Here is a 25,301-nt window from a genome sequence, read left to right on the forward strand (position 1 = left end):
CCCGACACGAGGTCGGGCATCCAAATCGGCCGCAACCGCCCGCGAGGCGGCTGCGGCACCTGCAAAAGCAGGGCGCTTACGCTGCGAGCAGCGAGCGCAGCACGAACGGCAGGATCCCGCCGTGCTTGTAGTAGTCGACTTCGATCGGCGTGTCGATGCGCAGCAGCACCGGCACGCGCTGCGTTTCGCCGTTCTTGCGATGGATCACGAGCGTGACGTCCTGCTGCGGCTTGAAGTCGTCGCCGAGGCCTTCGATGTCGTACGTCTCTTCACCGGTGATGCCGAGCGACTGGACGCTGTCCGCGCCCTTGAACTGCAGCGGCAGCACGCCCATGCCGACCAGGTTCGAGCGGTGGATGCGCTCGAAGCTGCGCGCGATCACGGCCTTCACGCCGAGCAACTGCGTGCCCTTCGCGGCCCAGTCGCGCGACGAACCCGTGCCGTATTCCTCGCCCGCGAACACGACGGTCGGCGTGCCGGCGGCAACGTACTGCATGGCCGCGTCGTAGATCGACTGCTGTTCGCCGCTCGGCTGGTGGATCGTCAGGCCGCCTTCGACGCGCGTGCCGTCCGCCTTCACCGGGATCATCAGGTTCTTGATCCGGACGTTCGCGAACGTGCCGCGCATCATCACGTCGTGGTTGCCGCGGCGCGAGCCGTAGCTGTTGAAGTCGGCCTTCTGCACGCCGTTTTCCTTCAGCCACTTGCCTGCCGGCGAATCTTCCTTGATCGAGCCTGCCGGGCTGATGTGGTCGGTCGTGACCGAGTCGCCGAAGATGCCCAGTGCGCGCGCGCCCTTGACCGTCGGGATCGAGGCAGCCGGCTCCATCGAGAAGTCGTTGCCGAAGAACGGCGGCTCGGCGATGTAGGTCGACTTCGGCCAGTCGTAGACCTCGCCCGATTCGCCCTCGATCTTGCTCCAGAGGTCGCCCTTCTTGGTCAGCTTCGAGTAGTTGTCCTCGAACTTCTTCGGATCGAGCGCGAACTTGAGCAGCGCGTGGATTTCGTCGCTCGTCGGCCAGATGTCGCCGAGGTAGATGTCGCGGCCGCCCTTGCCCTTGCCGACCGGCTCGGTCATCAGGTCGCGCGTGATGTTGCCGGCGATCGCGTACGCGACGACGAGCGGCGGCGAGGCGAGGAAGTTCGCGCGGATGTTCGGGTGGATACGCGCTTCGAAGTTACGGTTGCCCGACAGCACGGCCGCCGCGACGATGTCGTTCGTCGTGATCGCTTCGTTCAGTTCCGGCGTCAGGTCGCCCGCGTTGCCGATACAGGTCGTGCAGCCATAGGCCGCGACTTCGAAGCCGAGCTTCGACAGGTAGGGCAGCAGGCCCGTCTTCGTCAGGTACTCGGTGACGATGCGCGATCCCGGCGCGAGCGACGTCTTGATCTTCGGATCGACCGTGAGGCCGGCCTCGACCGCCTTCTTCGCGAGCAGGCCCGCGGCCAGCAGCACGCTCGGGTTCGACGTGTTCGTGCACGACGTGATCGCGGCGATCAGGATGTCGCCGTTCTTCACGTCGACGCCGTTGCTCGTCGTGTATTGCGCGTTCAGGTCGTCCGCGTTCTTCGCGAAGCCGTTCTCCGCGACCGGCTTCGAGAACAGATCGGTGAACGTCGACTTGACGTGGCCGATCTCGATGCGGTCCTGCGGGCGCTTCGGGCCGGCCAGCGACGGGGCGACCGTCGCCAGGTCGAGCGTCACCGTCTTCGTGTAGTCGATGTCGCCGGCCTTCGGAATGCCGAACAGCTGCTGCGCCTTGAAGTAGTTTTCGAACGCGGCGATTTCGGCCTTCGTGCGGCCCGTGCCTTCGAAGTAGTCGATCGTCTTTTCGTCGACCGGGAAGAAGCCCATCGTCGCGCCGTATTCCGGCGCCATGTTGCCGATCGTCGCGCGGTCCGGCAGCGACAGCGACTTCGTGCCTTCGCCGAAGAATTCGACGAACTTGCCGACGACCTTCTCCTTGCGCAGCATTTCTGTGATCGTCAGCACCAGGTCGGTGGCCGTCACGCCTTCGCGCAGCTTGCCCTTCAGCTCGACGCCGACGACGTCCGGCGTCAGGAAGTACACCGGCTGGCCGAGCATGCCGGCTTCCGCCTCGATGCCGCCCACGCCCCAGCCGACCACGCCGATGCCGTTGATCATCGTCGTGTGGCTGTCCGTGCCGACGAGGGTGTCCGGGTAGTACACGGTGTCGCCGCCGTCCGCCTTCTTGTGGACGCCGCGCGCGAGGTATTCGAGGTTCACCTGGTGGACGATGCCGACGCCCGGCGGCACGACCTTGAACGTGTCGAACGCCTGCATGCCCCACTTCATGAACTGGTAGCGCTCGTTGTTGCGCTGGAATTCCAGCTTCATGTTCAGGTCGAGCGCGTCCTTCTGGCGGAAGTAGTCGATCTGGACCGAGTGGTCGACGACGAGATCGACCGGGACCAGCGGTTCGATCTTCTTCGGGTTCTTGCCCGTGCGCTCGGCGACGCCGCGCATGGCCGCGATGTCGGCGAGCAGCGGCACGCCCGTGAAGTCCTGCAGCACGACGCGCGACACGACGAACGGAATCTCGTCGACGCGCTTCGCGGTCGGCTTCCAGTTCGCGAGCTGCTCGATGTGCTCTTCGGTGATCTTCTTGCCGTCGTAGTTGCGCAGCACGGACTCGAGCACGATGCGGATCGACACCGGCAGGCGTTCGATCTTCGTCTTCAGCTCCTTGCCGAGTTGCGGCAGCGAGTAGAACTTGCCTTTGCCGGAACCGCTGTCGAATTCCTTGAGGGTCTTGTGGAGATTGTGGGCCATGGTGATTTTCCTGGGTTTGAGGCTAGGAAACAAAGAGTCCTGTAGGGCTATATCACATACAAGTCGACGTACTCATCGACCGGCATCGCGTCGAGCTTTGCCTGGTCCAGCGACACGTCGAGAATCGCTTGCTGCTGCTTGGCCGGGAAGCGGCGGGCGAGGTTGGTCCGGAATTTATCGACCAGCAGCGGGATGCCGTCCGCACGGCGGCGCCGATGGCCGAGCGGGTACTCGACCGCCACTTCGGCAAGCTTCGATCCGTCCGTGAACTCGATCGTCAGCGCATTCGCGATCGATCGCTTGTCCGGATCGTGATAATCCTTCGTGAACTGCGGATCCTCGACGCACACGGTTTTCGCGCGCAGCGCGTCGATGCGCGGGTCCGCCGCGGCCGAGTCTTCATAGTCGGCCGCGGTCAGCCGGCCGAACAGCAGCGGCACGGCGACCATGTACTGGATGCAGTGGTCGCGGTCGGGCGGATTGGCGAGCGGGCCCTGCTTGTCGATGATGCGGATCGCGGCCGCATGCGTGCGGATCGTGATCCGGCCGATGTCGTCGGTCGTGCGGCCTTCCGCGGCGAGCTGCGCGTGCAGTTGCAGCGCGGCCTCGGCGGCCGTCTGCGCATGGAATTCGGCGGGGAACGCAATCTTGAACAGCACGTTTTCCATCACGTACGTGCCGTACGGGCGCTGGAAGCGGAACGGCTTGCCGTCGAACAGCACGTCGTAGAAGCCCCAGGTCTTGGCGGTGAGCGCCGACGGGTAGCCCATTTCACCCGTTTTCGCGATCAGCGCGAGGCGCACCGCGCGGGACGTGGCGTCTCCGGCCGCCCAGGATTTGCGCGAACCGGTGTTCGGCGCATGGCGGTAGGTACGCAGCGCGTGGCCGTCGACGAACGCATGGGAGACCGCGTTGATCAGCTCGTCGCGCGTGAGCCCGAGCAGCCGGCCGACGACGGCCGTCGATGCGACCTTCACGAGCAGCACGTGGTCGAGCCCGACCGCGTTGAACGAATTCTCGAGGGCGAGGCAGCCCTGGATCTCGTGGGCCTGGATCATCGCGACCAGCACGTCGCGCATGGTAAGCGGCTTCCGGCCGGCCGCGCGGGCCGTGCGGGAGAGCCAGTCGGCCGTCGCCAGGATTCCGCCGAGGTTGTCGGACGGATGACCCCATTCGGCGGCGAGCCAGGTGTCGTTGAAGTCCAGCCAGCGGATCATCGCGCCGATGCCGAACGCGGCCTGGACGGGATCGAGCTGGAAGGACGTGCCCGGCACCTTCGCGCCGTTCGGCACGATCGTGCCGGGCACGACGGGGCCGAGCAGCTTGGTGCAGGCAGGGTAGGACAGCGCCTCGAGTCCGCATCCGAGCGTGTCGATCAGGCAATGACGCGCCGTCTCCAGCGCGAGCGCGCTGTCGATACCGGCATTCAGCACGTAGTCGACGATATCGACGAGTACCGTATCCGGAGCAGAGCGGACGTTGGAGACCGGGGCGGACATCGAGGGGCCGGGGGAGCGGAAAAACGCGCGCGCTTAGTTCGTTGCCGGCTTCAGCTCGTTCGCCTGCGTCGGTGCTGCCGTGCCTTGCGCCATTTCCGGCGTCACGCATTCGTCCGCGAGACGCTCGCCGCCGTTTGCGTCGGAGAACAGCATCGCCTTGGTCGGGATCACGACCAGCTTGAAGCCTGCTGCCGGATCGTAGAACGTGTCGGCGCCCGTCGTCGTGGCCTGACGCGGCAGCTTGTAGTTCTTCTTCGCCCAGTGAACCGTGACGACCTGGTCGCGCTTCATGTCGCCGGCGAGGTCGAACGACAGACCTTCCTTACAGGACCACTTGACCGCGCCGTCCGGTACCGGATCGACCTTGGCCGCTGCGCGTGCCTGCGCCTTCTTGCTGCGCGGGATGATGCGCTTGGCCGGCGCCGGGCGCTTGGCCGTTGCCTTCTTCGCGGTCGTGGTGGCCGTACCCTGGGCAAACGCGCTCGGAGCCGACACCAGCATCGTGGCGGACAAGGCGCCGATGGCGGTAGCGATCAGGAGTTTCTTCATGGAGTCAGAACCTTTCGATAATCAGTTGACAAGGGCCGGCAATCGAAACCGCCGGCCGGTTTGAAACTGCACGCGCCCCGAAAGCGCGCAGCGGCCGCTATTTTCACCTATTTGGCCGCGCATATATCAGGTTTTCGGGCTCCGTTACGTTTTTTGTCGTTTCGCAAACGTCTGTCCGGTTCGCGCCTCGGCGAATGCATGAAACTCGTGTAGCGGCGGGCGGCGCGCACTCAACGCGCAGCGCCCGCGGTGGCCGGGCCGAACAGCGGCGCGGCCTCGTCCGGTACGGGCTGGCCGGTGGCTCGCGCGCGGCGCAGCACCGACCAGTAATAACGATAACTCGCGCGATCGTGCAGCGTATCACCGTGGCGCGTCGGGCCCCAGTCGGCGGCCTGCGCGGCCAGCAGGATCTCGGCGGCCAGCGTGACTTCGTCGGTGCGCGGTGCGAACGCGTCGACGATCGGACGGATCTGCGCGGGGTGGATGCTCCACATCCGCGTGAATGCGAATTCGTCGCGCGCGCGGCGCGCGTCGCCGGCGACGACGCCCATGTCGCGCACCTCGGTCGTCACGTTGTGCGACGGCGTCTTGCCGTGCGCGTGACAGGCCGCGGCGATTTCCAGCTTCGCGCGGCGTACGAGCGGGTGGTCGAACTGGCCGGGCGAGCGCATCGCGGAATCGGGAATCGCGCCGTGGTGCGCGGAGACGAAATCCATCAGCCCGAAGCTCAGCGTGCCGACCGTCGGCAGCGCGGCGAGGGCGGCCGCCTGCGCGAGCGCGCCGTGCGTCTCGACCAGCACGTCGACCGGAATCGGCTGCGCGATGCCGAGCTCGCGGCGCGTGCCTTCGATGAACGCGGTCATTTCGGCCGCGTCGGCGGCGTTCGCGACCTTCGGCAGCGTGATGTAGGCGGGTACGCGCGATGCGCGCAGCACGATGCGCACGTCGTCGCGCCAGTGCGGGTGGGAAAAATCGTGGATGCGGACGCCGACGCGGCCGAAGCGGTTCTCGGCGCTGCCGAGCAGCTCGGCGACGAGCGCCGCGTGCGCGGCTTCCTCGCCGACGGCCGCGCCGTCCTCGCAGTCGAGCGTGAGGTCGAACACCGGGCCCAGCTCGGCCTGCAGCGCAAGCGACTTGCGCATCAGCTTCTCGCTGCCCGCGTAGTGATCGCAGCAGGGCAGGATCGCGGGCGGTGACGCCCCGTCGTACAGCACTTGTGCAGGAGTGAGCGCGGCCATCTCTTCTACGTCAGGGAAGCGGGTCAACGTGGAGAAAATCGGATTCGGGCAGGTTCTGGGCCGCAGCGTCGGGCGCGGGGCGGCAAAACGTGCGCGGATCGGATCGATCGGCAGGGCCGGCGGCGTGCCGGCCCGTGCCGAAGCCGGGCCCCCGCAGGCCGCCCGGCTCGATGCGTGATGCTTAGTTCTTCAGCAGGTGGGCGACGCCGTCGCGCTCTTCGAGCAGTTCGGCCAGCGTGCCGTCCATCTTCTCGCGCGAGAACGCGTCGATTTCCAGGCCTTCGACACGCTTGTATTCGCCGTTTTCGCAGGTGACCGGCACGCCGTAGATGATGTCTTCGGGGATGCCGTACGAGCCGTCCGACGGGATGCCCATCGTGACCCACTTGCCGTTCGTGCCGAGCACCCAGTCACGGACGTGGTCGATCGCGGCGTTGGCTGCCGACGCGGCCGACGACAGGCCGCGCGCTTCGATGATCGCCGCGCCGCGCTTGCCGACGGTCGGGATGAACGTGTCGCGGTTCCAGACGTCGTCGTTGATCAGCTTCAGCAGCGATTCGCCTTCTGCGGTCGCGAAGCGGAAGTCGGGGTACATCGTCGGCGAGTGGTTGCCCCACACGGCGAGCTTCTCGATCGACGCGACCGGCTTGCCCGACTTGGCGGCGAGCTGCGACAGCGCGCGGTTGTGGTCGAGGCGCAGCATGGCCGTGAAGTTCTTCTTCGGCAGATCCGGCGCCGACTTCATCGCGATGTACGCGTTCGTGTTCGCCGGGTTGCCGACGACCAGCACCTTCACGTCGCGGCTCGCGACTTCGTTCAGCGCGGCGCCCTGAACCGTGAAGATTTCGGCGTTCGCCGACAGCAGGTCCTTGCGCTCCATGCCCTTCGAGCGCGGACGCGCACCGACCAGCAGCGCGACGTCTGCATCCTTGAATGCGACCTTCGGATCGTCGGTGATCACGACGCCCGCGAGCAGCGGGAACGCGCAGTCGTCGAGTTCCATCACGACGCCCTTGACGGCGCCTTGGGCTTGCGGGAGGTCGAGCAGTTGCAGGATGACCGGCTGGTCCTTGCCGAGCAGGTCGCCGTTCGCGATGCGGAACAGCAGGGAGTAAGCGATTTGACCTGCGGCGCCGGTGACGGCAACGCGCTTTGCGGGCTTAGCCATTGAAAATCTCCAGGACGGGTGAAGCGTTGGACGCGAGCGAAAACGCCATTCTATGCGCGTTGTGCGTAGCGTTGCATTGAAGCAGGGCGGAGGACTCGCGATGGCAGACGCGGTGAACCTGGAGACGGCCGTGGCACGTAGCCGGGGACGCGCTGTTGCACCCGCGAACCCTTGCTCGACCGGGAGTGTAGGAGGCGTCACGCGCAAAGTCAAACGGTATCATATGTCTTATATAAGACAGATGTTTTGCGGAAATTGAGTGGACGAAAAAGTGCGGTTTGTGATGAAATGCGCGCCATGACATCGAACCAGGCGAACACCGCGAATCAGACCGGCGCAGGCGGCCCAGGGCAGCCGGGCGCGGGCGACGCCGCGGCCTCGCCCGCGGCGTCCGCATCGCCGACGTTCAGCCCGTTATACCAGCAGATCAAGTCATTGATCACGCAAAGCCTCGAATCCGGCGAATGGAAGCCCGGTGAGATCATCCCCAGCGAAGTGGAGCTCGCGGCCCGTTACAAGGTCAGCCAAGGCACCGTGCGCAAGGCGATCGACGAGCTGGCCGCCGAAAACCTCGTGGTCCGGCGCCAGGGCAAGGGTACTTTTGTTGCAACGCACAACGAGGATCGCGCGCAATTCCGCTTCCTGCGTCTGCTGGCCGACGACGGCGCCGAGCATCCGCACGTGAGCCGTCTGCTCGAGTGCCGGCGCCTGCGCGCGCCGGCCGAGATCGCGCGGCAGCTCGACCTGAAGCCCGCCGATCCCGTCGTGCAGGTGCGCCGCCTGCTGGAATTCGACAGCGAAGTGACGGTGCTCGACGAGATCTGGCTGCCGGGCGCGATGTTCCGCGGCCTCACGTTCGAGCGGTTGAGCGAGTACAAGGGGCCGCTCTACGCGATGTTCGAGACGGAGTTCGGTACGCGGATGATCCGCGCGACGGAGAAGATCCGCGCGGTGGCGGCGGATCCGGCGGTGGCCGACCTGCTGCACGTGCCGGCGGGCTTCCCGCTGCTGTCGGTCGAGCGCGTGTCCTATACGTACGGGGACCGGCCGGTGGAAGTGCGTCGCGGCTGGTATGTCACAACCGGGTACTACTATCAGAATGACTTGAGCTGACGACGTTCGGCTCAACCGCGTGCATTCGCGTTTCCCACGCTCGCGAAGCACGTTTCGGGCCGCCTTTATTCTAGTTCGCGCAACTATCCAGAGCAGACTTTCGCTGCAGCGCGATATAAAAAGGCGCTAAAATCGCGGATTAGTGTGACAACATAGTAGGGGTCTAGCATGACTGACGCAGTAAGAAAGCCGAGGCCGGAATACCGGAACATCGGAATCGGCGACATCACGTTGAAATATCGCATGCCGCTGGCGGCGACATTGTCGATTCTCCACCGAGTCAGCGGCGCGCTGCTGTTTCTGTTCCTGCCGTTCCTGCTGTTCCTCTTCGACCAGAGCCTCACCTCCGAGCTCAGCTTCGAAGTCTTCAAGGTTTTCCTCTCCAACATCGTCGTCAAGCTGATCGTCCTCGCGTTGTCGTGGGCCTTCTTCCACCATTTCTGCGCCGGCATTCGCCACCTGCTGATGGACGTCAACCACGACGCCGTCACGAAGGAAGGCGGCAAGCGGACGGCCGTCGTCGTCTTTGTCGTCTCGATCGCGCTGACGATCGCCATGGCACTCAAACTGTTCGGAGCATTCTAAGAAAATGGCAGCCAATAACCGAATCGGCTCGAAGCGCCTCGTCGTCGGCGCACACTACGGCCTGCGCGACTGGCTCGCGCAGCGCGTCACCGCCACGATCATGGCGGTCTACACGGTCATTCTGCTCGTCCTGTTCTTCGGCGCGCACGATTTTTCGTACGAAGGCTGGGCCTCGATCTTCGCCGCGCAATGGATGAAGCTCGCAACCTTCGTGATGCTGCTTTCCCTCTTCTACCACGCATGGGTCGGCGTGCGCGACATCTGGATGGACTACGTGAAGCCCGTCGGTGTGCGCCTGCTGCTGCAATCGCTGACCATCGTCTGGCTGCTCGCATGTGCGGGCTACGCCGCGCAGATTCTCTGGAGAGTGTAAAGAATGGCTGCAATCAAAACTTCCCTCCCGCGCCGCAAGTTCGACGTCGTGATCGTCGGTGCGGGCGGCTCCGGCTTGCGCGCGGCGCTGCAACTGTCGCGCGCGGGCCTGTCGGTCGGCGTGCTGTCGAAGGTGTTCCCGACGCGTTCGCACACGGTGGCCGCGCAAGGCGGTATCGGTGCGTCGCTCGGCAACATGAGCGAAGACAACTGGCACTTCCACTTCTACGACACGATCAAGGGCTCCGACTGGCTCGGCGACCAGGACGCGATCGAATTCATGTGCCGTGAAGCGCCGAACGTCGTGTACGAACTCGAACACTTCGGCATGCCGTTCGACCGCAACGCGGACGGCACGATCTACCAGCGCCCGTTCGGCGGCCACACCGCGAACTACGGCGAGAAGCCGGTCCAGCGCGCTTGCGCGGCCGCCGACCGTACCGGTCACGCGCTGCTGCACACGCTGTACCAGCAGAACGTCGAAGCGAAGACGCAGTTCTTCGTCGAATGGATGGCGCTCGACCTGATCCGCGACGCGGACGGCGACGTGCTCGGCGTGACGGCTCTGGAGATGGAGACGGGCGACGTCTACATCATGGAAGGCAAGACGACGCTGTTCGCGACGGGCGGCGCAGGCCGGATCTTCGCGGCATCGACCAATGCGTTCATCAACACCGGCGACGGCCTCGGCATGGCGGCGCGCTCGGGTATCGCGCTGCAGGACATGGAGTTCTGGCAGTTCCACCCGACCGGCGTGGCCGGCGCGGGCGTGCTGATCACCGAAGGCGTGCGCGGCGAAGGCGGCATCCTGCGCAACGCGAACGGCGAGCGCTTCATGGAGCGCTACGCGCCGACGCTGAAGGATCTGGCGCCGCGTGACTTCGTGTCGCGTTCGATGGACCAGGAAATCAAGGAAGGCCGCGGCGTGGGTCCGAACAAGGATCACGTGCTGCTCGACCTGTCGCACATCGGCGCCGAGACGATCATGAAGCGTCTGCCGTCGATCCGCGAAATCGCGCTGAAGTTCGCGAACGTCGATGCGATCAAGGAACCGATCCCGGTCGTCCCGACGATCCACTACCAGATGGGCGGCATTCCGACCAACATCCACGGTCAGGTCGTCGGCACGTCGCGCGATCACAAGGAACCGGTCAACGGCTTCTACGCAGTGGGCGAGTGCTCGTGCGTGTCCGTGCACGGCGCGAACCGCCTCGGCACGAACTCGCTGCTGGACCTCGTGGTGTTCGGCCGCGCGGCCGGCAACCACATCGTCGAGCATGTGAAGAGCCAGAAGGAACACAAGCCGCTGCCGGCCGATGCGGGCGAATTCTCGCTGGCGCGTCTGAACAAGCTCGACAAGTCGACGTCGGGCGAATACACGCAGGACGTCGCGAACGACATCCGCGCGACGATGCAGAAGCACGCAGGCGTGTTCCGCACGTCGGCGCTGCTGAAGGAAGGCGTCGACCAGATGGCCGGCCTGGCGGCGCGCGTGGAAAGCATCCACCTGAAGGACAAGTCGAAGGTGTTCAACACCGCGCGCGTCGAAGCGCTCGAGCTGGAGAACCTGATCGAAGTGGCCCGCGCGACGATGGTGTCGGCGGAAGCGCGCAAGGAAAGCCGCGGCGCGCACGCGCACAGCGACTACGAACACCGCGACGACGAGAACTGGCTGCGCCACACGCTGTGGTACAGCGAAGGCGATCGCCTCGACTACAAGCCGGTTCAAATGAAGCCGCTGACGGTCGAATCCGTGCCGCCGAAGCCGCGCACGTTCTAAGCCGAGTCAAAGGAATCCGAAATGGCAAAACGCATTTTTGAAGTCTACCGCTACGATCCGGACAAGGACGCAGCGCCGCGCATGCAGACGTACGAGCTCGAGATCCAGCATGAACGCATGCTGCTCGACGCGCTGGTCAAGCTGAAGGCACTGGACGAGACGCTGTCGTTCCGCCGTTCGTGCCGCGAAGGCGTGTGCGGTTCGGACGCGATGAACATCAACGGCAAGAACGGTCTCGCGTGCCTGACGAACCTGAACGACCTGCCGCAGAAGATCGTGCTGCGTCCGCTGCCGGGCCTGCCCGTCGTGCGCGACCTGATCGTCGACATGACGCACTTCTTCAACCAGTACCACTCGATCAAGCCGTACCTGATCAACGACGCGCCGCCGCCGGAGAAGGAACGCCTTCAGTCGCCGGAAGAGCGCGACGAACTCGACGGCGTGTACGAGTGCATTCTGTGCGCGAGCTGCTCGACGTCGTGCCCGAGCTTCTGGTGGAACCCGGACAAGTTCGTCGGCCCGGCCGGCCTGCTGCAGGCTTACCGCTTCATCGCGGACAGCCGCGACACCGCCACCGGCGAGCGTCTCGACAATCTGGAAGACCCGTACCGTCTGTTCCGTTGCCACACGATCATGAACTGCGTCGACGTTTGCCCGAAGGGCCTGAACCCGACGAAGGCGATCGGCAAGATCAAGGAACTGATGGTTCGCCGCGCGGTTTAAGGCCGGAGCAATGAGCGACGATTCGCATCAATCCGACCCGCACCGCCGCGCGCGCCTTCGCTGGCGCGCGCGGCGGGGTCTGCTGGAAAACGACATCGTATTCGAGCGTTTCTTCGGCAGATACGAGCATGACCTCACCGATGCAGACGTAGGCGCGTTGTCGCGCCTGCTCGATCTGAGCGACAACGACCTGATGGACTTGCTCCTCGCGCGCAAGGAACCAGAGGGCGACCTAGACAGCCCGGACATCCGCCGGCTGTTGGAGATGCTGCGCAACGTGTAACACGTTACGCCCGTTATCGAATCCCGTTTCTTTATTTCGATTGAGGATGTGCCATGACTCCGTCTGATGTTAAAGCCACGCTATCGTTCAGCGACAACTCGCCGAGCGTCGAACTGCCGATCTACAAGGGCACGATGGGCCCGGACGTGATCGACATCCGCAAGCTGTACGGCCAGACCGGCAAGTTCACTTACGACCCGGGCTTCATGTCGACGGCAGCTTGTAATTCGGCGATTACGTACATCGACGGCGACAAGGGCGAACTGCTGTACCGCGGCTACCCGATCGACAACCTCGCGCAGAACGCGGACTTCCTCGAAAGCTGCTACCTGCTGCTGAAGGGCGAACTGCCGAACGCCGCGCAGAAGAAGGAATTCGTCGACACCGTCACGAAGCACACGATGGTGCACGAGCAGATGCACTTCTTCTTCCGCGGCTTCCGTCGCGACGCGCACCCGATGGCGGTGCTGGTGGCGGCCGTCGGCGCGCTGTCGGCGTTCTATCACGACTCGCTCGACATCAACGACCCGCGCCACCGCGAAGTGTCGGCGATCCGCATGATCGCGAAGCTGCCGACGCTCGTCGCGATGGCGTACAAGTTCAGCATCGGCCAGCCGTTCGTCTATCCGAAGAACGAACTGTCGTACAGCGCGAACTTCATGCACATGATGTTCTCGAACCCGTGCGAAGAGTACAAGGTCAATGACGTGCTGGTTCGCGCGCTCGACCGTATCCTGATCCTGCACGCCGACCACGAGCAGAACGCATCGACGTCGACGGTCCGCCTGGCCGGTTCGTCGGGCGCGAACCCGTTCGCGTGTATCGCGGCCGGTATCGCATGTCTGTGGGGCCCGGCGCACGGTGGTGCGAACGAAGCCGCGCTGAACATGCTCGAGCAGATCGGTTCGCCGGACAACATCCCCGAATTCATCAAGCAGGTGAAGGACAAGAATTCGGGCGTGAAGCTGATGGGCTTCGGTCACCGGGTGTACAAGAACTACGACCCGCGTGCGAAGCTGATGCGCGAAACGTGCTACGAAGTGCTGAACGAACTGGGCCTGCACGACGACCCGCTGTTCAAGCTCGCGATGCAGCTCGAGAAGATCGCGCTGGAAGACGAATACTTCGTGTCGCGCAAGCTGTACCCGAACGTCGACTTCTACTCGGGCATCGTCCAGCGCGCGCTGGGCATCCCGACGTCGATGTTCACGTGTATCTTCGCGATGGCACGTACGGTCGGCTGGATCGCACAGTGGAACGAAATGATCGCCGATCCGGAACAGAAGATCGGCCGTCCGCGCCAGCTGTTCATCGGCGATACGCCGCGCGAAGCGAAGCCGCTCAACGCACGTTGAACCGTGTGCGGCGCGAACGGCCGGCAGGCCGCTCGCGCCGGGCAATCGCAACGCCACGACACCCCGACGGGTCAGCCCGTCGGGGTGTTTTCATTTGCGCGGCCGACGTTGGCCCGATCCGGCGGGGCGCTCCAGCGACGGCGGCCGGGTGTCGAGCGCCGGCGCATCGTCGTCGGGTGCGTGGCCGTGCTGCTTGAAGAACTGCCGGTACGCGCCGGGCGTCGTGCCGCGCGCGGCGAGGAACTGGCGATTGAAGTTCGCGGCATTCGGAATGCCGCAGCGTTCGGCCACCGTCGCGATCGGCCAGTCGGTGGCGACGAGATGGCGGCAGGCGTGCGCGAGCCGCAGCCGTTGCACGTAGCGGCCCACGCTTTCGCCGAGATGCCGGACGAACAGCCGTTGCAGCGTGCGTTCGGACAGGTGGGCGGCAGCGGCGAGTGCGTCGATGCGCAGCGGTTCGTGGAAATGCCGGTCGATCGCGTCGAGCACGCGATCGAGGCGTTCGGTTTCGGGCGCGGCCGAGTCGGCGGGCGAGGATGCGCCGTCGGGCCGGTCGTACGCGTGCGCGGTGGCGAGCGGTTCGCCGCCGGCTTGCGCGAGATCGGCAAGCGTGTCGAGCGTGGCCGCGAGCCTTACGCGCGGCGACGGATCGAGCAACAACGGCAGTCGCGCGCGCATCGCGCGGGCCGTCTCCACGTCGAAGCGCAGGCCCGGCGCCGCGCGCCGCAGCAGCGAGCGCAGCGGCGCGTATTCGGGGCAGCAGTCGGCCAGCCGCCGCACCCAGTCTCCGTCGAACCAGACGACGAGCGCGACCTCGGGCGCGTCGCGATCGATGCGCGCGTTCGACGACCACGTATGCGGCAGGTTGGGCGGCACGAGCACGAGATCGTCGTCCGCGTAGCGCGCGACATGATCGCCGATGAAGCGCTGGCCGCGGCTGTTGAGCGTCAGCGTCAGTTCGTACTCGGGGTGGCGATGCCACTCGAACGGAATGCGCGCGAGCTGACGGTGATAGACGCGGATCGAACAGCCGGGCGCGAACGTCACGTGTTCGTATTGCGGTTTCATCGCGGCCTCCGGTAGGGGCGGGCAGCGCGTCGTGGCATGATCGTGAGCGATCGTCACCACGGAGCGATGCCATGTTTTCACATGTTTGCGTGGGCGTCAGCGATACGGCGCGCGCCTACGATTTCTACGCGCCGCTGTTCGCGGAACTCGGGCTGCACCTGAAATTCCGCGAACCGGATGGCTGGTCGGGCTGGATGCCAGCCGACGCCGAGCGGCCGCTGTTCTTTTTCGGCAAGCCGCTCGATGGCCGGCCGCCCGAACCGGGCAATGGCCACACGATCGCGTTCGATGCGCCGACCCGTGCACACGTCGATCGCTGCCACGCGCTCGCGCTGCGACAGGGCGGCAGCTGCGAAGGGCCGCCGGGCCTGCGGCCGCACTATCACCGCGACTACTACGGCGCCTATTTCCGCGACCCGGACGGCAACAAGCTCTGCGTGGTCTGCCATCGTCGCGAGTGATGCACGATTGTCAGGATTGTATCGATCATTGGCCGGATCGTAGTGATATCGGCCATGCGCCGGCCTTACGCTGACAGCACATCACGACACGCTTCAGCGAGGAGACGACGATGCAACTGACGATTGACGATCTGCCGGCCGCGATCCAAGCGACCAAACGGGCGCTGCGCGCCGACCTGCCCGGTTATGCGGCCACGTTCCGCGAGCTGGAAGGCGACATCGCACGGCAGGTCGACGCGATCCGCCGCGCGCACGCGCAGGGCCGCGACGTGATTCCGGTCGTGCCGTTCGCGGATATCGCGGGCGGCAAGGTCGATCCGCACGCGATTGCCGCGATCCGCACGCATGGCGCGGTCGTGATCCGCGGCGTGTTCGATGCGCGGCAGGCGCGCGACTGGAACGACGAGATCGGCGCGTATCTGGAGGCGAACCGCTTCGCCGACCGGTTGCACGCGCGCGCGGAAGACCGCTATTTCGGCAACCTCGCGTCGGGCAAGCCGCAGATCTACGGCGTTTATTGGTCGAAGCCGCAGGTCGCTGCGCGCCAGTCGCCGGCGCTCACGCAGGCGCGGGTGTTCCTGAATCGCCTGTGGCGGCATGCGGACGGCGCACGCGCGCATTTCGATCCCGACCAGGTGCCCGCCTATGCGGACCGGATTCGCCGCCGGCCGCCCGGCTCGACGTCGCTCGGGCTGTCGCCGCATGTCGACGGCGGCTCCGTCGAGCGCTGGCTCGGCGCGAATTTTCGCCGGGTTTATCGCCACGTGCTGGCCGGCCGCTGGCGCGATTACGATCCGTTCGATGCGGCGTTTCGTCCCGACGTCGAGGAGATTCCATCGCCGGCCGTGTGCTCGATGTTCCGCACGTTCCAGGGCTGGACCGCACTGACGCCGCAGGGGCCCGGCGACGGCACGCTGCAGCTGATCCCGGTCGCGAACGCGATGGCCTATGTCGTGCTGCGTGCGCTGCAGGACGACGTGGCCGACGACGACCTGTGCGGCGCGCGTCCCGGCCGCGCGCTGTCGATCCGGCCCGAATGGCATGCGCTGCTGCTCGACGCGCTGGTGCCGATCCCGCACATGGCGCCGGGCGACGCGGTGTTCTGGCACGGCGATGTCGTGCATGCGGTCGAGGATGCGCATCGCGGCAGCGGCGACAGCAACGTGATGTACATCGCGGCCGCGCCCGGCTGCGCGAAGAACGACGCGTACCTGCACCGCCAGCGTTCCGCGTTCCTGCGTGGCGACAGCCCGCCCGATTTCCCGGCCGATCATTTCGAGGTCGAATTCGACGGACGCGCGGGGGAGGGCGAGCTCACGGCGCTCGGCCGTGCGCAGATGGGATTCGAGCCCGGCGCGTAACGCGCGTGCGGCGGGCGAAACGGCCGTTCGCGACACGGCGAACGGCCCGTCTGCCGAATCCGCTGCGGGGTGCGCGCAATTCGACGCAAACGGCTGTCGGTGCCGCCGAAATCGACGCGAATTGCGCAATTTGGCTTCCGATAATGGTCCGGACACAACGCCGCCGGCCCGTGCGCCGCACGGAGGCGGCGCAGATCATGGAGGAGTCGATGCAATTCACGCAAGCGATCGTTCGCCGTCCCGCGCCGTCCTGTGGCGCAGGCCTCACCACTGCCGCGCTCGGGGCGCCCGACTACGACAAGACGCTCACGCAGTTCCACGCATACTGCGACGCGCTGCGCGGGCTCGGCGTCAAGTTGACCGAACTGCCGCCTCTGGATGCGTTTCCCGATTCGCATTTCGTCGAGGACGTCGCCGTCGTCACGCCGGAATTCGCGGTGATCACGCGCCCCGGCGCGCCCGCCCGGCGCGGCGAGACGGTTCATATCGAAGCGGCGCTGGCCGCCCATCGCGACCTGCTGCCGATGCAGTCCGGCCGCCTCGACGGCGGCGACGTGATGCTGGTCGGCAAGCGCTTCTTCATCGGCCTGACGAGCCGTACCGATGCCGAGGGCATCGCCGCGTTCGACGCGCTGGTGTCGCGCCATGGCTATTCGGTCGTCGCGGTGCCGGTCGGCGCCGGCCTCCACCTGAAATCGGTCGTCAACGCGCTCGGCGACGACACGCTGCTCGTGACCGACGCGCTGGCCGCGCATCCGGCGTTCGCCGACTATCGCCGGATCGCGATCGCGGCCGCGGACGAATACGCGGGCAACACGCTGCGCGTGAACGGCACGCTGATCACACCGGCCGGTTATCCGCGCGTGCATGACGCGATCGCGTCGCTCGGTTTGCCGCTGCACGTGATCGACACGAGCGAGTTCCGCAAGATGGACGGCGGCCTGACCTGCCTGTCGCTGCGGTTCTAGCCGATTGGCGCGCGGCCGCTTCGGCCGGATAATGTGGCCCCCCGCGCGGAACGGCAGACGCTCCGCGCATGAGCCAGGACCCGACCGGAGCGAACGCGGATGACCGACAAGAAGATGCAGCTCGACAAGATCGATCTCCGGATCCTCGACATTCTGCGTACCGACGGGCGAATTTCCTACCGGAAGCTGTCGGAACGCGTGAACCTCACGCCGCGGCCGTGCCAGGCGCGCGTGGAGCGGCTCGAGGCGCTCGGCGTGATCGAAGGGTACCGCGCGGTGATCAAGGCGCCGCGCGCGACCAAGCCGATCGTCGTGATCGCGCAGATCGTGCTGGCCGATCATGGGCGCTCGCAGGCACCGTTCGAGGAGGAAATGCGCGCGAATCCGGCCGTGCTCGATTGCTGGCTCGTCAGCGGCACGTTCGATTTTCTCGTGCGGCTCGCGTGCGAGGATCTCGACGAGTACCGGCGGATCGCGAACGCGTGGCTGGAAAGTCCGCGGTTCCGGATCGAGAAGATCGTGACGACGGCCGAACTGCAGGCGATCAAGCGCAGCGTCGTGTGAGGCGACCGGCCCGGCAGGGCCGATTTCAACGCGAATGACCGGATCAATCGATTTGCATTCCAAATCAAATCGGTTGGCCGGGTCACAATCAGGATGAACACTATGGATGCTATGCAAGCGGCAGCGCAGACGGCCGCGCCGTCCGGGGCGACGCTGAAGCGCCGGCTGCAGGGCCGCCACATCGCGATGATCGCGATCGGCGGTTCGATCGGCACGGGGCTGTTCGTCGCGTCGGGCGCGTCCGTCGCGCAGGCGGGGCCGGGCGGAGCGATCGCCGCGTATCTCGCGATCGGGATCATGGTCTACTTCGTCGTCACGGGGCTCGGCGAGATGGCCGCGCTGATGCCGGTATCGGGCTCGTTCGCGATCTACGGCGAGAAGTACGTCGACGAAGGTTTCGGCATCGCGCTCGGCTGGACCTACTGGTACAGCTGGGCGGTGACGATCGCGATCGAACTGGTCGCCGCGCAAATCGTGATGCGCTACTGGTTTCCGTCGGTGCCGGGCGTGTGGTGGGGCGCGAGCTTCCTCGTGCTGATCTTCCTGCTCAATACGCTGTCGGTGCGCGGCTTCGGCGAATCGGAATACTGGTTCTCGCTGATCAAGGTCGTCACCGTGATTGCGTTCATCGCGGCCGGGCTGCTGATCGCGGCCGGCGTGCTCGGCGGCGGGCATACCGGCGGCGGGCATACCGGCACCGGGCATACCGGCACCGGGCATCCGGTCGGCTGGCGCAACTTCACGACCGGCGACGCGCCGTTCGTCGGCGGCGTGCACGCGATGATGAGCGTCGCGCTGATCGCGGGTTTTTCGTTCCTCGGCACCGAGCTGGTCGGCATCACGGCCGGCGAATCGGAAAACCCGCGCAAGACCATCCCGCGCGCGGTGAAGCAGATCTTCTGGCGGATCATGCTGTTCTACGTGCTCGCGATCTTCGTGATCGGCCTGCTCGTGCCGTACACCGATCCGAACCTGCTGAAGAGCGACGTGACCGACATCGGCGTGAGTCCGTTCACGCTGGTGTTCAGCCACGCGGGGTTCCCGCTCGCCGCCGGCGCGATGAATCTGGTGATCCTGACGGCCGTGCTGTCGGCCGGCAACTCCGGCACCTACGCGGCGACGCGGATGCTGTACAACCTCGCATCGGAAGGGCGCGCGCCGGCCATGTTCGCGAGGCTGTCGCCGGGCGGCGTGCCGCGCAACGCGCTGTACGCGACGATGGCCGTCGGCGGGTTGTGTTTCCTCACGTCGTTGACCAACAACCAGCGCATCTATCTGTGGCTGCTGAATACGGTCGGCATCACCGGGTTTATCGCGTGGCTCGGCATCGCGGTCTGCCATTACCGGTTCCGCAAGGGATTTTTGAAGCAGGGCTATCGGCTCGATCAACTGCCGTATCGCGCGAAATGGTTTCCGTTCGGGCCGGTGTTCGCGATCGTGGTCTGCATCGTGATTTCGCTCGGCCAGGATTACCAGGCGTTCTTCGCGGCGCGCATCGACTGGATGGAAGTGCTGTCGATCTACGTGTGGATTCCGCTCTTCGTCGCGCTCTGGTGGGCGTATCGCCGCGCGCGCAAGAGCCGGCTCGTGCGCTACGAGGAGATGGACATCGGGCCGTGGCTCACGCGCTCGGTCGAGGCCGTCGACGCGGCCGCCGCGCAGCACGCGCAGCACGCGCAGCACGGGCAGCCGCACTGACCGCCCGCGCGGGTGCGGACCTTGCCGGCGTTACATGTCCAGCTCCGGATAGTGCCGGAAGATCCCCATGTCGTTGAACGGGATGCGGCGCTCCGACTCGAGGTAGCGCGCGACGGGCGGGTGCTGCGCGACGCGATCGTGCAGCGCGACGAGCGCCGCGACCTTGCGCTCCGCGCGCTTCATCGCTTTCGGGAACGCATAGCGCAGGCCCTCGATCAACTGGAACATCGACAGGTCCGCATAGCTGAGCGTGCTGCCCGCGATATACCCGCTCTTGTGCGGGTTCTGTTCGAGCACGCGATCGAAGTAGCCGAGGAATTTCGGCAGCCGGTTCTCTAGGAAATCGGCCGAGCGCTCGGCCGCTTCCGCCTTCTGGTCCTCGTAGTACAGGCCGCTGCCGATCGGATGGTGCGTGTCGTGGATCTCGGTGATGAAATCTGCGGCGGTCAGCTGGATCTGGTGCACCCACAGCCGGCCGGCTTCGTCGTCCGGCGCGAGCCCGAGCCGCGCGCCGAGAAACAGCAGGATGTTCGCGGTCTGCCCGACGACCACGTCGCCCGCCTTCAGGAACGGCGGCGCGAACGGCACGCATTCGGCTTTCGTGCTGTCCATCATGCGCATCATCGCCGACACGCCCATCCCGCGCCCCGATTCGCGCGCGACGTCGACGTAATCGGCTTCGGCCGCTTCGAGCGCGAGCCGCACGTATTCGCCGCGACCCTGGATTTCGGGCCAGTAATAGAGTTCATATCGCATGCTGTTCTCCTGTTCGTTGCACCGAATGCTGCCGGCTGCGTGACGATGGGGCGGCCATGCGGCGCCCGCTGCGAATAGACAGTCTAGGAGATCGTCTGAAAAGTGCCGCGCGCGTCGTGCGTCACGCGCCGCGTTCGCCGCCTTCGGGACCGTAGAAGAACACCCACGTCGAGAAATCGTCCGAGAAGCCGACGAAGCGGTGCTCGGCGTGCGCGGGGACGAACAGCGCGTCGCCGGCCGCGACGTCGCATTCGCGCCCGTCGACGACGAAGCGCGACGTGCCGGCGGCGATCACGTAGATCTCGTCGCGCACATGCGGAGTCTGCCGGTCCTCGATGCGCGGCCGGTACAGCTCGACGTCGAGCGTGCCGTGGCGAAACAGCGTCGTGAACAGTGTGCCCGCCTCGTCGAGGCGCGCAAGCGATTCGTTCAGGCCGAGCTTCATGGGGGCTCCGGGTCCGGATCACGGGAACGTGCGTTGCGCCATCGTAGCGCGCATGTCGATATCTCGAAACTCCGCGATGGCCATCGGCGAAACAAAGGCGCGATCAGCTCGCCACATGTGAAACGGATTCGACCATCGGCGGAACGGAGCAGCAGCCGAGCGGATTCGACCGGCATTTTCACCGCAATTTAACCGACGCCGCCTACGATCGCGCTTCGCCAGTCGACCACACGTCGCGATGCCGATTCGTGCGTGATTGCCCGATGGCCTTTCCCTTTGATCCCGCGAAATCCGGCGATCGTGCCTGCAGCCATGCGCGCTCGTTATTCGCATTCTTTCGTCTCGCACTCATGAGTCAGCATTCCCCGGTTTCGTCCCGCAGAACGTTCCTGTCCGCCGCGCCGGCCGTCGCGGCGGCTTCATTGCTCAGCGCGTGTGGCGGCGACGACGTCACGTCGGCGCCGATCGGCGACGCCGCGCTCGCCGCGCAAATGTCCGCGAAACTGAACGCCCAGCTCGGTGATGCGGCGACGGTCGATGCGATCGTGCCGGCGATGACCGATGTCGGCTTCACATGGGCGCTGCCGACGGCGCCGGCCGCGCGGATCGGCGCGATCGTCGCGTACAGCTTCGGCAATCGCCCGAACGCGGCGAGCGGCAATACGTCGAGCACCGGCGGCAACCAGTCGGCGCTGCCCGACCCAGGGCCGGTGAACGAAGCGCTCGCGGACGCCGTGTACCGCATCCGCCAGTTGAAACCCGTCAAGGTCTACGCGCAGTGGGAAATCGCGCGTTTTCTCGTGTCGAAGTACGGGCTGGGCGCCGACGCGCTGTCGTCGATCGAGCCGGTGATCGCGAGCGACGGCTCGATCATGTACCTGAGCACCGCGGGTGTCGCGGCCGTGGCCGTATCGCGCGCGGGCGGGGCGGCGGCGATGGGCACCGTCGCGGTGGTCGGCCATCGCGATCATGCGAAGCGCTGCATCCAGACCTCGCAGCAGGCGGGCATGACGGCCGCTGCAGTCGCCGAGGTGCCGCTGCCGACGACGTACGACCCGCAGTCGGGCCAGCCGTGGACGCGCAACCGCAGCCTCTATCTCGTACACGACATGTATGCGCAGATGCTGACGCACGCGATGACCGCGACGATGCAGGCGTTCCCCAAGGGCTGATGCTTTCCATTGTTTTTCATTCGACTCCCGTGACCATGACGAACCGCCGCCATTTCCTGGCTTCCACTTCATTGCTCGCCGCATCGTGCGCCGCCGCCGCACCCGCTTTCGCGGGCGACGTCCCCGTTTCCGATGCCGAACTGCAGCGCCAGATGCTCGGCAAGCTGACCAACGAACTGAACGATCGCGCGACCGCCGCCGACGAAACCGGTTACCTGCTCGACACGTTTTTCTCGTGGACGCCGCCGACCGTCGACGCCGCCGCCATCGACACGATCGTCGCGTTCGGCTTCGGCAGTCGCGCCGGGGCATCGGCCGCCACGCCGGTGCCGGGCCCCGTGAACGAGGCGATCGCCGATACCGTGTTCCAGCTCCGGCAGAAAGTCGCGGTGCCGATCTTCGCGCAGCAGGAAGTCGCGAGCGTGCTCGCGTCGAAGTACGGACTGGCGGCCGGCGTGACGTCGATCCCGACGCCTGCCGCGGTCGCAGGCAGCCCGATATCGACGCCCGATGGCGTGGCCGCCTCGATCGTCAGGCAGGCCGGGTCGGCCGCGGCGCTCGGCAAGATCGGCGTGGTCACCCATCGCGATCAGGCGTCGATCGCCGTGCGCGTATCGAACGCGGCGGGGATGCAGGCAGCGGTGCCGGGAGGGCTGTCGCTGCCGAACGTCTACGATGCATCGGCGCAGCATGCGGCGATGCGACGGCGCGATCTTTACCTGATGAGCAACGCCGGCATGCAGCTCGCGATGCTGCGGCTCGAATTGATCAATCGCGAATATCCGAACGGCTGAGCGAGGTCACGGATACAGGCCCCGCACGCGCGCTCGCCGCGCGCCGGCTCGTGCGTGCCCCGTTTTGGCTGGTAATGCCGATACAGGTATTGGCACTACCAGCCAAACCACTGTTTTTAATGGGTTTTTTCGCGTGCCGCCTGCGCCGTGGCGGGTTCCGCGTGGCATAATCGACCGCATCCGCAAGGCTTGTAGTCACAACGACCCCGCATACCCATGGCACAGACTCTCTACGACAAACTGTGGAACACCCACGTGGTCCACACCGAGGAAGACGGCACGACCCTGCTCTACATCGACCGTCAGCTGCTGCATGAAGTCACGAGCCCGCAGGCGTTCGAAGGGCTGAAGATCGCGCAGCGTCCGGTGTGGCGCATCAGCGCGAACCTGGCCGTGTCGGACCACAACGTGCCGACGACGGACCGCAGCCACGGCATCGCCGATCCCGTCTCGAAGCTGCAGGTCGACACGCTCGACGCGAACTGCGACGCATTCGGCATCACGCAGTTCAAGATGAACGACATGCGCCAGGGCATCGTCCACATCATCGGGCCGGAGCAGGGTGCGACGCTGCCGGGCATGACGATCGTGTGCGGCGATTCGCATACGTCGACGCACGGCGCGTTCGGCGCGCTCGCGCACGGCATCGGCACGTCGGAAGTCGAGCACGTGCTCGCGACGCAAACGCTCCTGCAGAAGAAGAGCAAGAACATGCTCGTGAAGGTCGAGGGCGCACTCCCGCGCGGCTGTACCGCGAAGGACATCGTGCTCGCGATCATCGGCAAGATCGGCACCGCGGGCGGCACGGGCTACGCGATCGAATTCGGCGGCTCGACCATTCGCGCGCTGACGATGGAAGGCCGCATGACCGTCTGCAACATGGCGATCGAGGCCGGCGCGCGCGCGGGCATGGTCGCCGTCGACGATACGACGATCGATTACCTGAAGGGCCGTCCGTTCGTGCCGACCGGCGCGGAATGGGATCAGGCCGTCGAATACTGGCGCCAGTTCAAGTCGGACGACGGCGCGCAGTTCGATCGCGTGGTCGAGCTGAACGCGGCCGAGATCGTCCCGCAGGTCACGTGGGGCACGTCGCCGGAAATGGTCACGTCGATCGACGGGCGCGTGCCCGATCCCGAGCGCGAAAAGGATCCGGTCAAGCGCGACGCGATGGAGCGCGCGCTGGCCTACATGGCGCTCGAGCCGAACACGCCGATCGAAGCGATCAAGGTCGACAAGATCTTCATCGGCTCGTGCACGAACGCCCGGATCGAAGATATTCGCGCGGCCGCGTATGTCGTGAAGAAGCTGAACCGCCGCGTCGCGCCGAACGTGCGGCTCGCGATGGTCGTGCCGGGCTCGGGCCTGGTGAAGGCGCAGGCCGAGCGCGAAGGGCTCGACAAGGTATTCACCGATGCGGGCTTCGAATGGCGCGAGCCGGGCTGCTCGATGTGCCTCGCGATGAACGCCGACCGGCTCGAGCCGGGCGAGCGCTGCGCGTCGACGTCGAACCGCAACTTCGAGGGCCGGCAGGGCGCGGGCGGTCGCACGCATCTCGTGAGCCCCGCGATGGCCGCGGCCGCGGCGATCGAAGGTCACTTCGTCGACATTCGCCAGTTGGGGTAACACGTGACGGCATCGAAAATCATTGCGCGGCTGGTTGCCGTGCTGGCGCTGGCGGGGCTGGGCTTCGGCCTGGCCGGCTGCAATACCGTCCGAGGCTTCGGCGAGGACGTCCATTCCGCCGGCAACGCGCTGCAGCGCGCCGCGGACTGACGCTGCCACCGAGAATTTGTCGATGTGCGCCGGCTGAACGCCGGCCCTTCAACCGGATAGACGGATCATGGAAAAATTCACTGTACATACCGGCGTCGTGGCGCCGCTCGATCGCGAGAACGTCGACACCGACGCGATCATCCCGAAGCAGTTCCTGAAGTCGATCAAGCGCACGGGCTTCGGTCCGAACGCGTTCGACGAATGGCGCTATCTCGATCACGGCGAGCCGGGCCAGGACAACTCGAAGCGTCCGCTGAACCCGGACTTCGTGCTGAACCAGCCGCGCTACCAGGGCGCATCGGTGCTGCTCGCACGCAAGAACTTCGGCTGCGGCAGCTCGCGCGAGCACGCACCGTGGGCGCTGCAGCAGTACGGCTTCCGCGCGATCATCGCGCCGAGCTTCGCGGACATCTTCTTCAACAACTGCTACAAGAACGGTCTGCTGCCGATCGTGCTGACCGAGCAGCAGGTCGATCACCTGTTCAACGAGACGGCCGCGTTCAACGGCTTTCAACTGACGATCGATCTCGACGCGCAGGTCGTGCGTGCGGGCGACGGCCGCGAGTATCCGTTCGAGATCGCCGCGTTCCGCAAGTACTGCCTGCTGAACGGTTTCGACGACATCGGCCTCACGCTGCGCCATGCGGACAAGATCCGCCAGTTCGAAGCGGAACGGCTCGTGAAGCAGCCGTGGCTCAACACCAAGCTGGTCGGCTAATCGCGCGCTGCGGGCGGGCGCGCCGCGCGTGCGCCCGGCCGCCGGTCTCCCCAACACCCTA

The 25,301-nt window shown here is 65.9% G+C and carries 25 protein-coding genes; 17 read left to right on the forward strand and 8 right to left on the reverse strand.

All coding sequences use genetic code 11. The features are described 5' to 3' along the window. Positions 1-76 precede the first annotated feature (76 nt). The 5 genes from acnA to C4B30_RS06915 form a co-directional block, all read right to left on the reverse strand. Positions 77-2,794: an aconitate hydratase AcnA gene (acnA, locus tag C4B30_RS06895; protein WP_089501465.1), complete on the reverse strand. Its 2,718-nt coding sequence runs from the start codon at positions 2,792-2,794 to the stop codon at positions 77-79. Between the two features lie 47 nt (positions 2,795-2,841). Continuing rightward, positions 2,842-4,293 carry a bifunctional 2-methylcitrate dehydratase/aconitate hydratase gene (locus tag C4B30_RS06900; protein WP_105132189.1) on the reverse strand — a complete coding sequence of 484 codons (1,452 nt, stop codon included), beginning with the start codon at positions 4,291-4,293 and terminating at the stop codon, positions 2,842-2,844. Between the two features lie 33 nt (positions 4,294-4,326). Then, positions 4,327-4,842: a hypothetical protein gene (locus C4B30_RS06905; protein ID WP_027782600.1), complete on the reverse strand. Its 516-nt coding sequence runs from the start codon at positions 4,840-4,842 to the stop codon at positions 4,327-4,329. Between the two features lie 230 nt (positions 4,843-5,072). Then, entirely contained in the window at positions 5,073-6,080 is a 1,008-nt protein-coding gene (locus tag C4B30_RS06910; protein ID WP_105132190.1) for an HpcH/HpaI aldolase/citrate lyase family protein, read from the reverse strand. Between the two features lie 181 nt (positions 6,081-6,261). Next, positions 6,262-7,248 (reverse strand): malate dehydrogenase, encoded by a 987-nt coding sequence (locus tag C4B30_RS06915; RefSeq protein ID WP_006479357.1) that lies wholly within the window; start codon positions 7,246-7,248, stop codon positions 6,262-6,264. 288 nt (positions 7,249-7,536) lie between these two features. On the opposite strand from C4B30_RS06915, the gene C4B30_RS06920 reads away from it, so the two are divergent. The 7 genes from C4B30_RS06920 (at position 7,537) to gltA (ending at position 13,459) form a co-directional block, all read left to right on the forward strand. Then, positions 7,537-8,361, forward strand: coding sequence for a GntR family transcriptional regulator (locus tag C4B30_RS06920; RefSeq protein WP_080681242.1), 825 nt, complete (start codon positions 7,537-7,539; stop codon positions 8,359-8,361). 168 nt (positions 8,362-8,529) lie between these two features. Further along, complete coding sequence (sdhC, locus tag C4B30_RS06925) at positions 8,530-8,946, forward strand: succinate dehydrogenase, cytochrome b556 subunit (RefSeq protein WP_027782604.1); 417 nt, start codon at positions 8,530-8,532, stop codon at positions 8,944-8,946. Between the two features lie 4 nt (positions 8,947-8,950). Beyond that, on the forward strand, positions 8,951-9,319 hold the full coding sequence (gene sdhD / locus C4B30_RS06930; protein WP_006487767.1) for a succinate dehydrogenase, hydrophobic membrane anchor protein: 369 nt from the start codon (positions 8,951-8,953) through the stop codon (positions 9,317-9,319). A 3-nt stretch (positions 9,320-9,322) separates the two neighbouring features. Then, entirely contained in the window at positions 9,323-11,098 is a 1,776-nt protein-coding gene (sdhA, locus tag C4B30_RS06935; RefSeq protein ID WP_027782605.1) for a succinate dehydrogenase flavoprotein subunit, read from the forward strand. Positions 11,099-11,119: 21 nt separating this feature from the next. Continuing rightward, positions 11,120-11,821 carry a succinate dehydrogenase iron-sulfur subunit gene (locus C4B30_RS06940; RefSeq protein ID WP_006479352.1) on the forward strand — a complete coding sequence of 234 codons (702 nt, stop codon included), beginning with the start codon at positions 11,120-11,122 and terminating at the stop codon, positions 11,819-11,821. Positions 11,822-11,831: 10 nt separating this feature from the next. Beyond that, positions 11,832-12,104, forward strand: a complete 273-nt coding sequence (locus C4B30_RS06945; RefSeq protein ID WP_027782606.1) for an FAD assembly factor SdhE — start codon at positions 11,832-11,834, stop codon at positions 12,102-12,104. Between the two features lie 53 nt (positions 12,105-12,157). Next, positions 12,158-13,459, forward strand: a complete 1,302-nt coding sequence (gene gltA / locus C4B30_RS06950; RefSeq protein ID WP_027782607.1) for a citrate synthase — start codon at positions 12,158-12,160, stop codon at positions 13,457-13,459. Between the two features lie 90 nt (positions 13,460-13,549). Here the strand turns inward: gltA and C4B30_RS06955 are convergent, their stop codons facing one another. After that, entirely contained in the window at positions 13,550-14,527 is a 978-nt protein-coding gene (locus C4B30_RS06955; RefSeq protein WP_105132304.1) for a helix-turn-helix domain-containing protein, read from the reverse strand. A 71-nt stretch (positions 14,528-14,598) separates the two neighbouring features. Between C4B30_RS06955 and C4B30_RS06960 the strand changes: the two genes are divergently transcribed. The 5 genes from C4B30_RS06960 (at position 14,599) to C4B30_RS06980 (ending at position 19,579) form a co-directional block, all read left to right on the forward strand. Then, the gene (locus C4B30_RS06960; RefSeq protein WP_105132191.1) at positions 14,599-14,988 is read left to right on the forward strand and encodes a VOC family protein; all 390 of its coding nucleotides are present in this window, start codon (positions 14,599-14,601) and stop codon (positions 14,986-14,988) included. Positions 14,989-15,098: 110 nt separating this feature from the next. Next, positions 15,099-16,349 (forward strand): DUF1479 domain-containing protein, encoded by a 1,251-nt coding sequence (locus tag C4B30_RS06965; protein WP_105132192.1) that lies wholly within the window; start codon positions 15,099-15,101, stop codon positions 16,347-16,349. Between the two features lie 209 nt (positions 16,350-16,558). After that, complete coding sequence (locus C4B30_RS06970) at positions 16,559-17,317, forward strand: dimethylarginine dimethylaminohydrolase family protein (RefSeq protein WP_089502320.1); 759 nt, start codon at positions 16,559-16,561, stop codon at positions 17,315-17,317. Positions 17,318-17,416: 99 nt separating this feature from the next. After that, complete coding sequence (locus C4B30_RS06975; RefSeq protein ID WP_027782612.1) at positions 17,417-17,881, forward strand: Lrp/AsnC family transcriptional regulator; 465 nt, start codon at positions 17,417-17,419, stop codon at positions 17,879-17,881. A gap of 102 nt (positions 17,882-17,983) precedes the next feature. After that, entirely contained in the window at positions 17,984-19,579 is a 1,596-nt protein-coding gene (locus tag C4B30_RS06980; RefSeq protein ID WP_105132193.1) for an amino acid permease, read from the forward strand. A 30-nt stretch (positions 19,580-19,609) separates the two neighbouring features. Here the strand turns inward: C4B30_RS06980 and C4B30_RS06985 are convergent, their stop codons facing one another. Both C4B30_RS06985 and C4B30_RS06990 read right to left on the reverse strand, forming a co-directional pair. Beyond that, positions 19,610-20,335, reverse strand: a complete 726-nt coding sequence (locus C4B30_RS06985; RefSeq protein WP_105132194.1) for a glutathione S-transferase — start codon at positions 20,333-20,335, stop codon at positions 19,610-19,612. A gap of 121 nt (positions 20,336-20,456) precedes the next feature. Next, positions 20,457-20,780 (reverse strand): cupin domain-containing protein, encoded by a 324-nt coding sequence (locus tag C4B30_RS06990; protein WP_105132195.1) that lies wholly within the window; start codon positions 20,778-20,780, stop codon positions 20,457-20,459. 350 nt (positions 20,781-21,130) lie between these two features. Between C4B30_RS06990 and C4B30_RS06995 the strand changes: the two genes are divergently transcribed. From C4B30_RS06995 to leuD, 5 genes are all read left to right on the forward strand, one after another. Further along, positions 21,131-21,952, forward strand: a complete 822-nt coding sequence (locus C4B30_RS06995) for a hypothetical protein (RefSeq protein WP_105132196.1) — start codon at positions 21,131-21,133, stop codon at positions 21,950-21,952. Positions 21,953-21,987: 35 nt separating this feature from the next. Then, a complete protein-coding gene (locus C4B30_RS07000; RefSeq protein ID WP_105132197.1) occupies positions 21,988-22,746 on the forward strand; it encodes a Tat pathway signal protein in 759 nt (252 codons plus the stop codon). A 216-nt stretch (positions 22,747-22,962) separates the two neighbouring features. After that, the gene (gene leuC / locus C4B30_RS07005) at positions 22,963-24,372 is read left to right on the forward strand and encodes a 3-isopropylmalate dehydratase large subunit (protein ID WP_089501475.1); all 1,410 of its coding nucleotides are present in this window, start codon (positions 22,963-22,965) and stop codon (positions 24,370-24,372) included. 3 nt (positions 24,373-24,375) lie between these two features. Beyond that, complete coding sequence (locus C4B30_RS07010; RefSeq protein WP_027782619.1) at positions 24,376-24,522, forward strand: entericidin A/B family lipoprotein; 147 nt, start codon at positions 24,376-24,378, stop codon at positions 24,520-24,522. 67 nt (positions 24,523-24,589) lie between these two features. After that, entirely contained in the window at positions 24,590-25,240 is a 651-nt protein-coding gene (gene leuD / locus C4B30_RS07015) for a 3-isopropylmalate dehydratase small subunit (protein ID WP_027782620.1), read from the forward strand. Positions 25,241-25,301: the final 61 nt, after the last annotated feature.

The organism is Burkholderia sp. BE12 (genome assembly GCF_002959955.1).
GTDB lineage: Bacteria > Pseudomonadota > Gammaproteobacteria > Burkholderiales > Burkholderiaceae > Burkholderia.

Bases quoted from the DNA above. Each gene is read 5' to 3' on its own strand.
- acnA (WP_089501465.1), bottom strand. From the start codon at position 2,794: ATGGCCCACAATCTCCACAAGACCCTCAAGGAATTCGACAGCGGTTCC.
- C4B30_RS06900 (WP_105132189.1), bottom strand. From the start codon at position 4,293: ATGTCCGCCCCGGTCTCCAACGTCCGCTCTGCTCCGGATACGGTACTC.
- C4B30_RS06905 (WP_027782600.1), bottom strand. From the start codon at position 4,842: ATGAAGAAACTCCTGATCGCTACCGCCATCGGCGCCTTGTCCGCCACG.
- C4B30_RS06910 (WP_105132190.1), bottom strand. From the start codon at position 6,080: ATGGCCGCGCTCACTCCTGCACAAGTGCTGTACGACGGGGCGTCACCG.
- C4B30_RS06915 (WP_006479357.1), bottom strand. From the start codon at position 7,248: ATGGCTAAGCCCGCAAAGCGCGTTGCCGTCACCGGCGCCGCAGGTCAA.
- C4B30_RS06920 (WP_080681242.1), top strand. From the start codon at position 7,537: ATGCGCGCCATGACATCGAACCAGGCGAACACCGCGAATCAGACCGGC.
- sdhC (WP_027782604.1), top strand. From the start codon at position 8,530: ATGACTGACGCAGTAAGAAAGCCGAGGCCGGAATACCGGAACATCGGA.
- sdhD (WP_006487767.1), top strand. From the start codon at position 8,951: ATGGCAGCCAATAACCGAATCGGCTCGAAGCGCCTCGTCGTCGGCGCA.
- sdhA (WP_027782605.1), top strand. From the start codon at position 9,323: ATGGCTGCAATCAAAACTTCCCTCCCGCGCCGCAAGTTCGACGTCGTG.
- C4B30_RS06940 (WP_006479352.1), top strand. From the start codon at position 11,120: ATGGCAAAACGCATTTTTGAAGTCTACCGCTACGATCCGGACAAGGAC.
- C4B30_RS06945 (WP_027782606.1), top strand. From the start codon at position 11,832: ATGAGCGACGATTCGCATCAATCCGACCCGCACCGCCGCGCGCGCCTT.
- gltA (WP_027782607.1), top strand. From the start codon at position 12,158: ATGACTCCGTCTGATGTTAAAGCCACGCTATCGTTCAGCGACAACTCG.
- C4B30_RS06955 (WP_105132304.1), bottom strand. From the start codon at position 14,527: ATGAAACCGCAATACGAACACGTGACGTTCGCGCCCGGCTGTTCGATC.
- C4B30_RS06960 (WP_105132191.1), top strand. From the start codon at position 14,599: ATGTTTTCACATGTTTGCGTGGGCGTCAGCGATACGGCGCGCGCCTAC.
- C4B30_RS06965 (WP_105132192.1), top strand. From the start codon at position 15,099: ATGCAACTGACGATTGACGATCTGCCGGCCGCGATCCAAGCGACCAAA.
- C4B30_RS06970 (WP_089502320.1), top strand. From the start codon at position 16,559: ATGCAATTCACGCAAGCGATCGTTCGCCGTCCCGCGCCGTCCTGTGGC.
- C4B30_RS06975 (WP_027782612.1), top strand. From the start codon at position 17,417: ATGACCGACAAGAAGATGCAGCTCGACAAGATCGATCTCCGGATCCTC.
- C4B30_RS06980 (WP_105132193.1), top strand. From the start codon at position 17,984: ATGGATGCTATGCAAGCGGCAGCGCAGACGGCCGCGCCGTCCGGGGCG.
- C4B30_RS06985 (WP_105132194.1), bottom strand. From the start codon at position 20,335: ATGCGATATGAACTCTATTACTGGCCCGAAATCCAGGGTCGCGGCGAA.
- C4B30_RS06990 (WP_105132195.1), bottom strand. From the start codon at position 20,780: ATGAAGCTCGGCCTGAACGAATCGCTTGCGCGCCTCGACGAGGCGGGC.
- C4B30_RS06995 (WP_105132196.1), top strand. From the start codon at position 21,131: ATGAGTCAGCATTCCCCGGTTTCGTCCCGCAGAACGTTCCTGTCCGCC.
- C4B30_RS07000 (WP_105132197.1), top strand. From the start codon at position 21,988: ATGACGAACCGCCGCCATTTCCTGGCTTCCACTTCATTGCTCGCCGCA.
- leuC (WP_089501475.1), top strand. From the start codon at position 22,963: ATGGCACAGACTCTCTACGACAAACTGTGGAACACCCACGTGGTCCAC.
- leuD (WP_027782620.1), top strand. From the start codon at position 24,590: ATGGAAAAATTCACTGTACATACCGGCGTCGTGGCGCCGCTCGATCGC.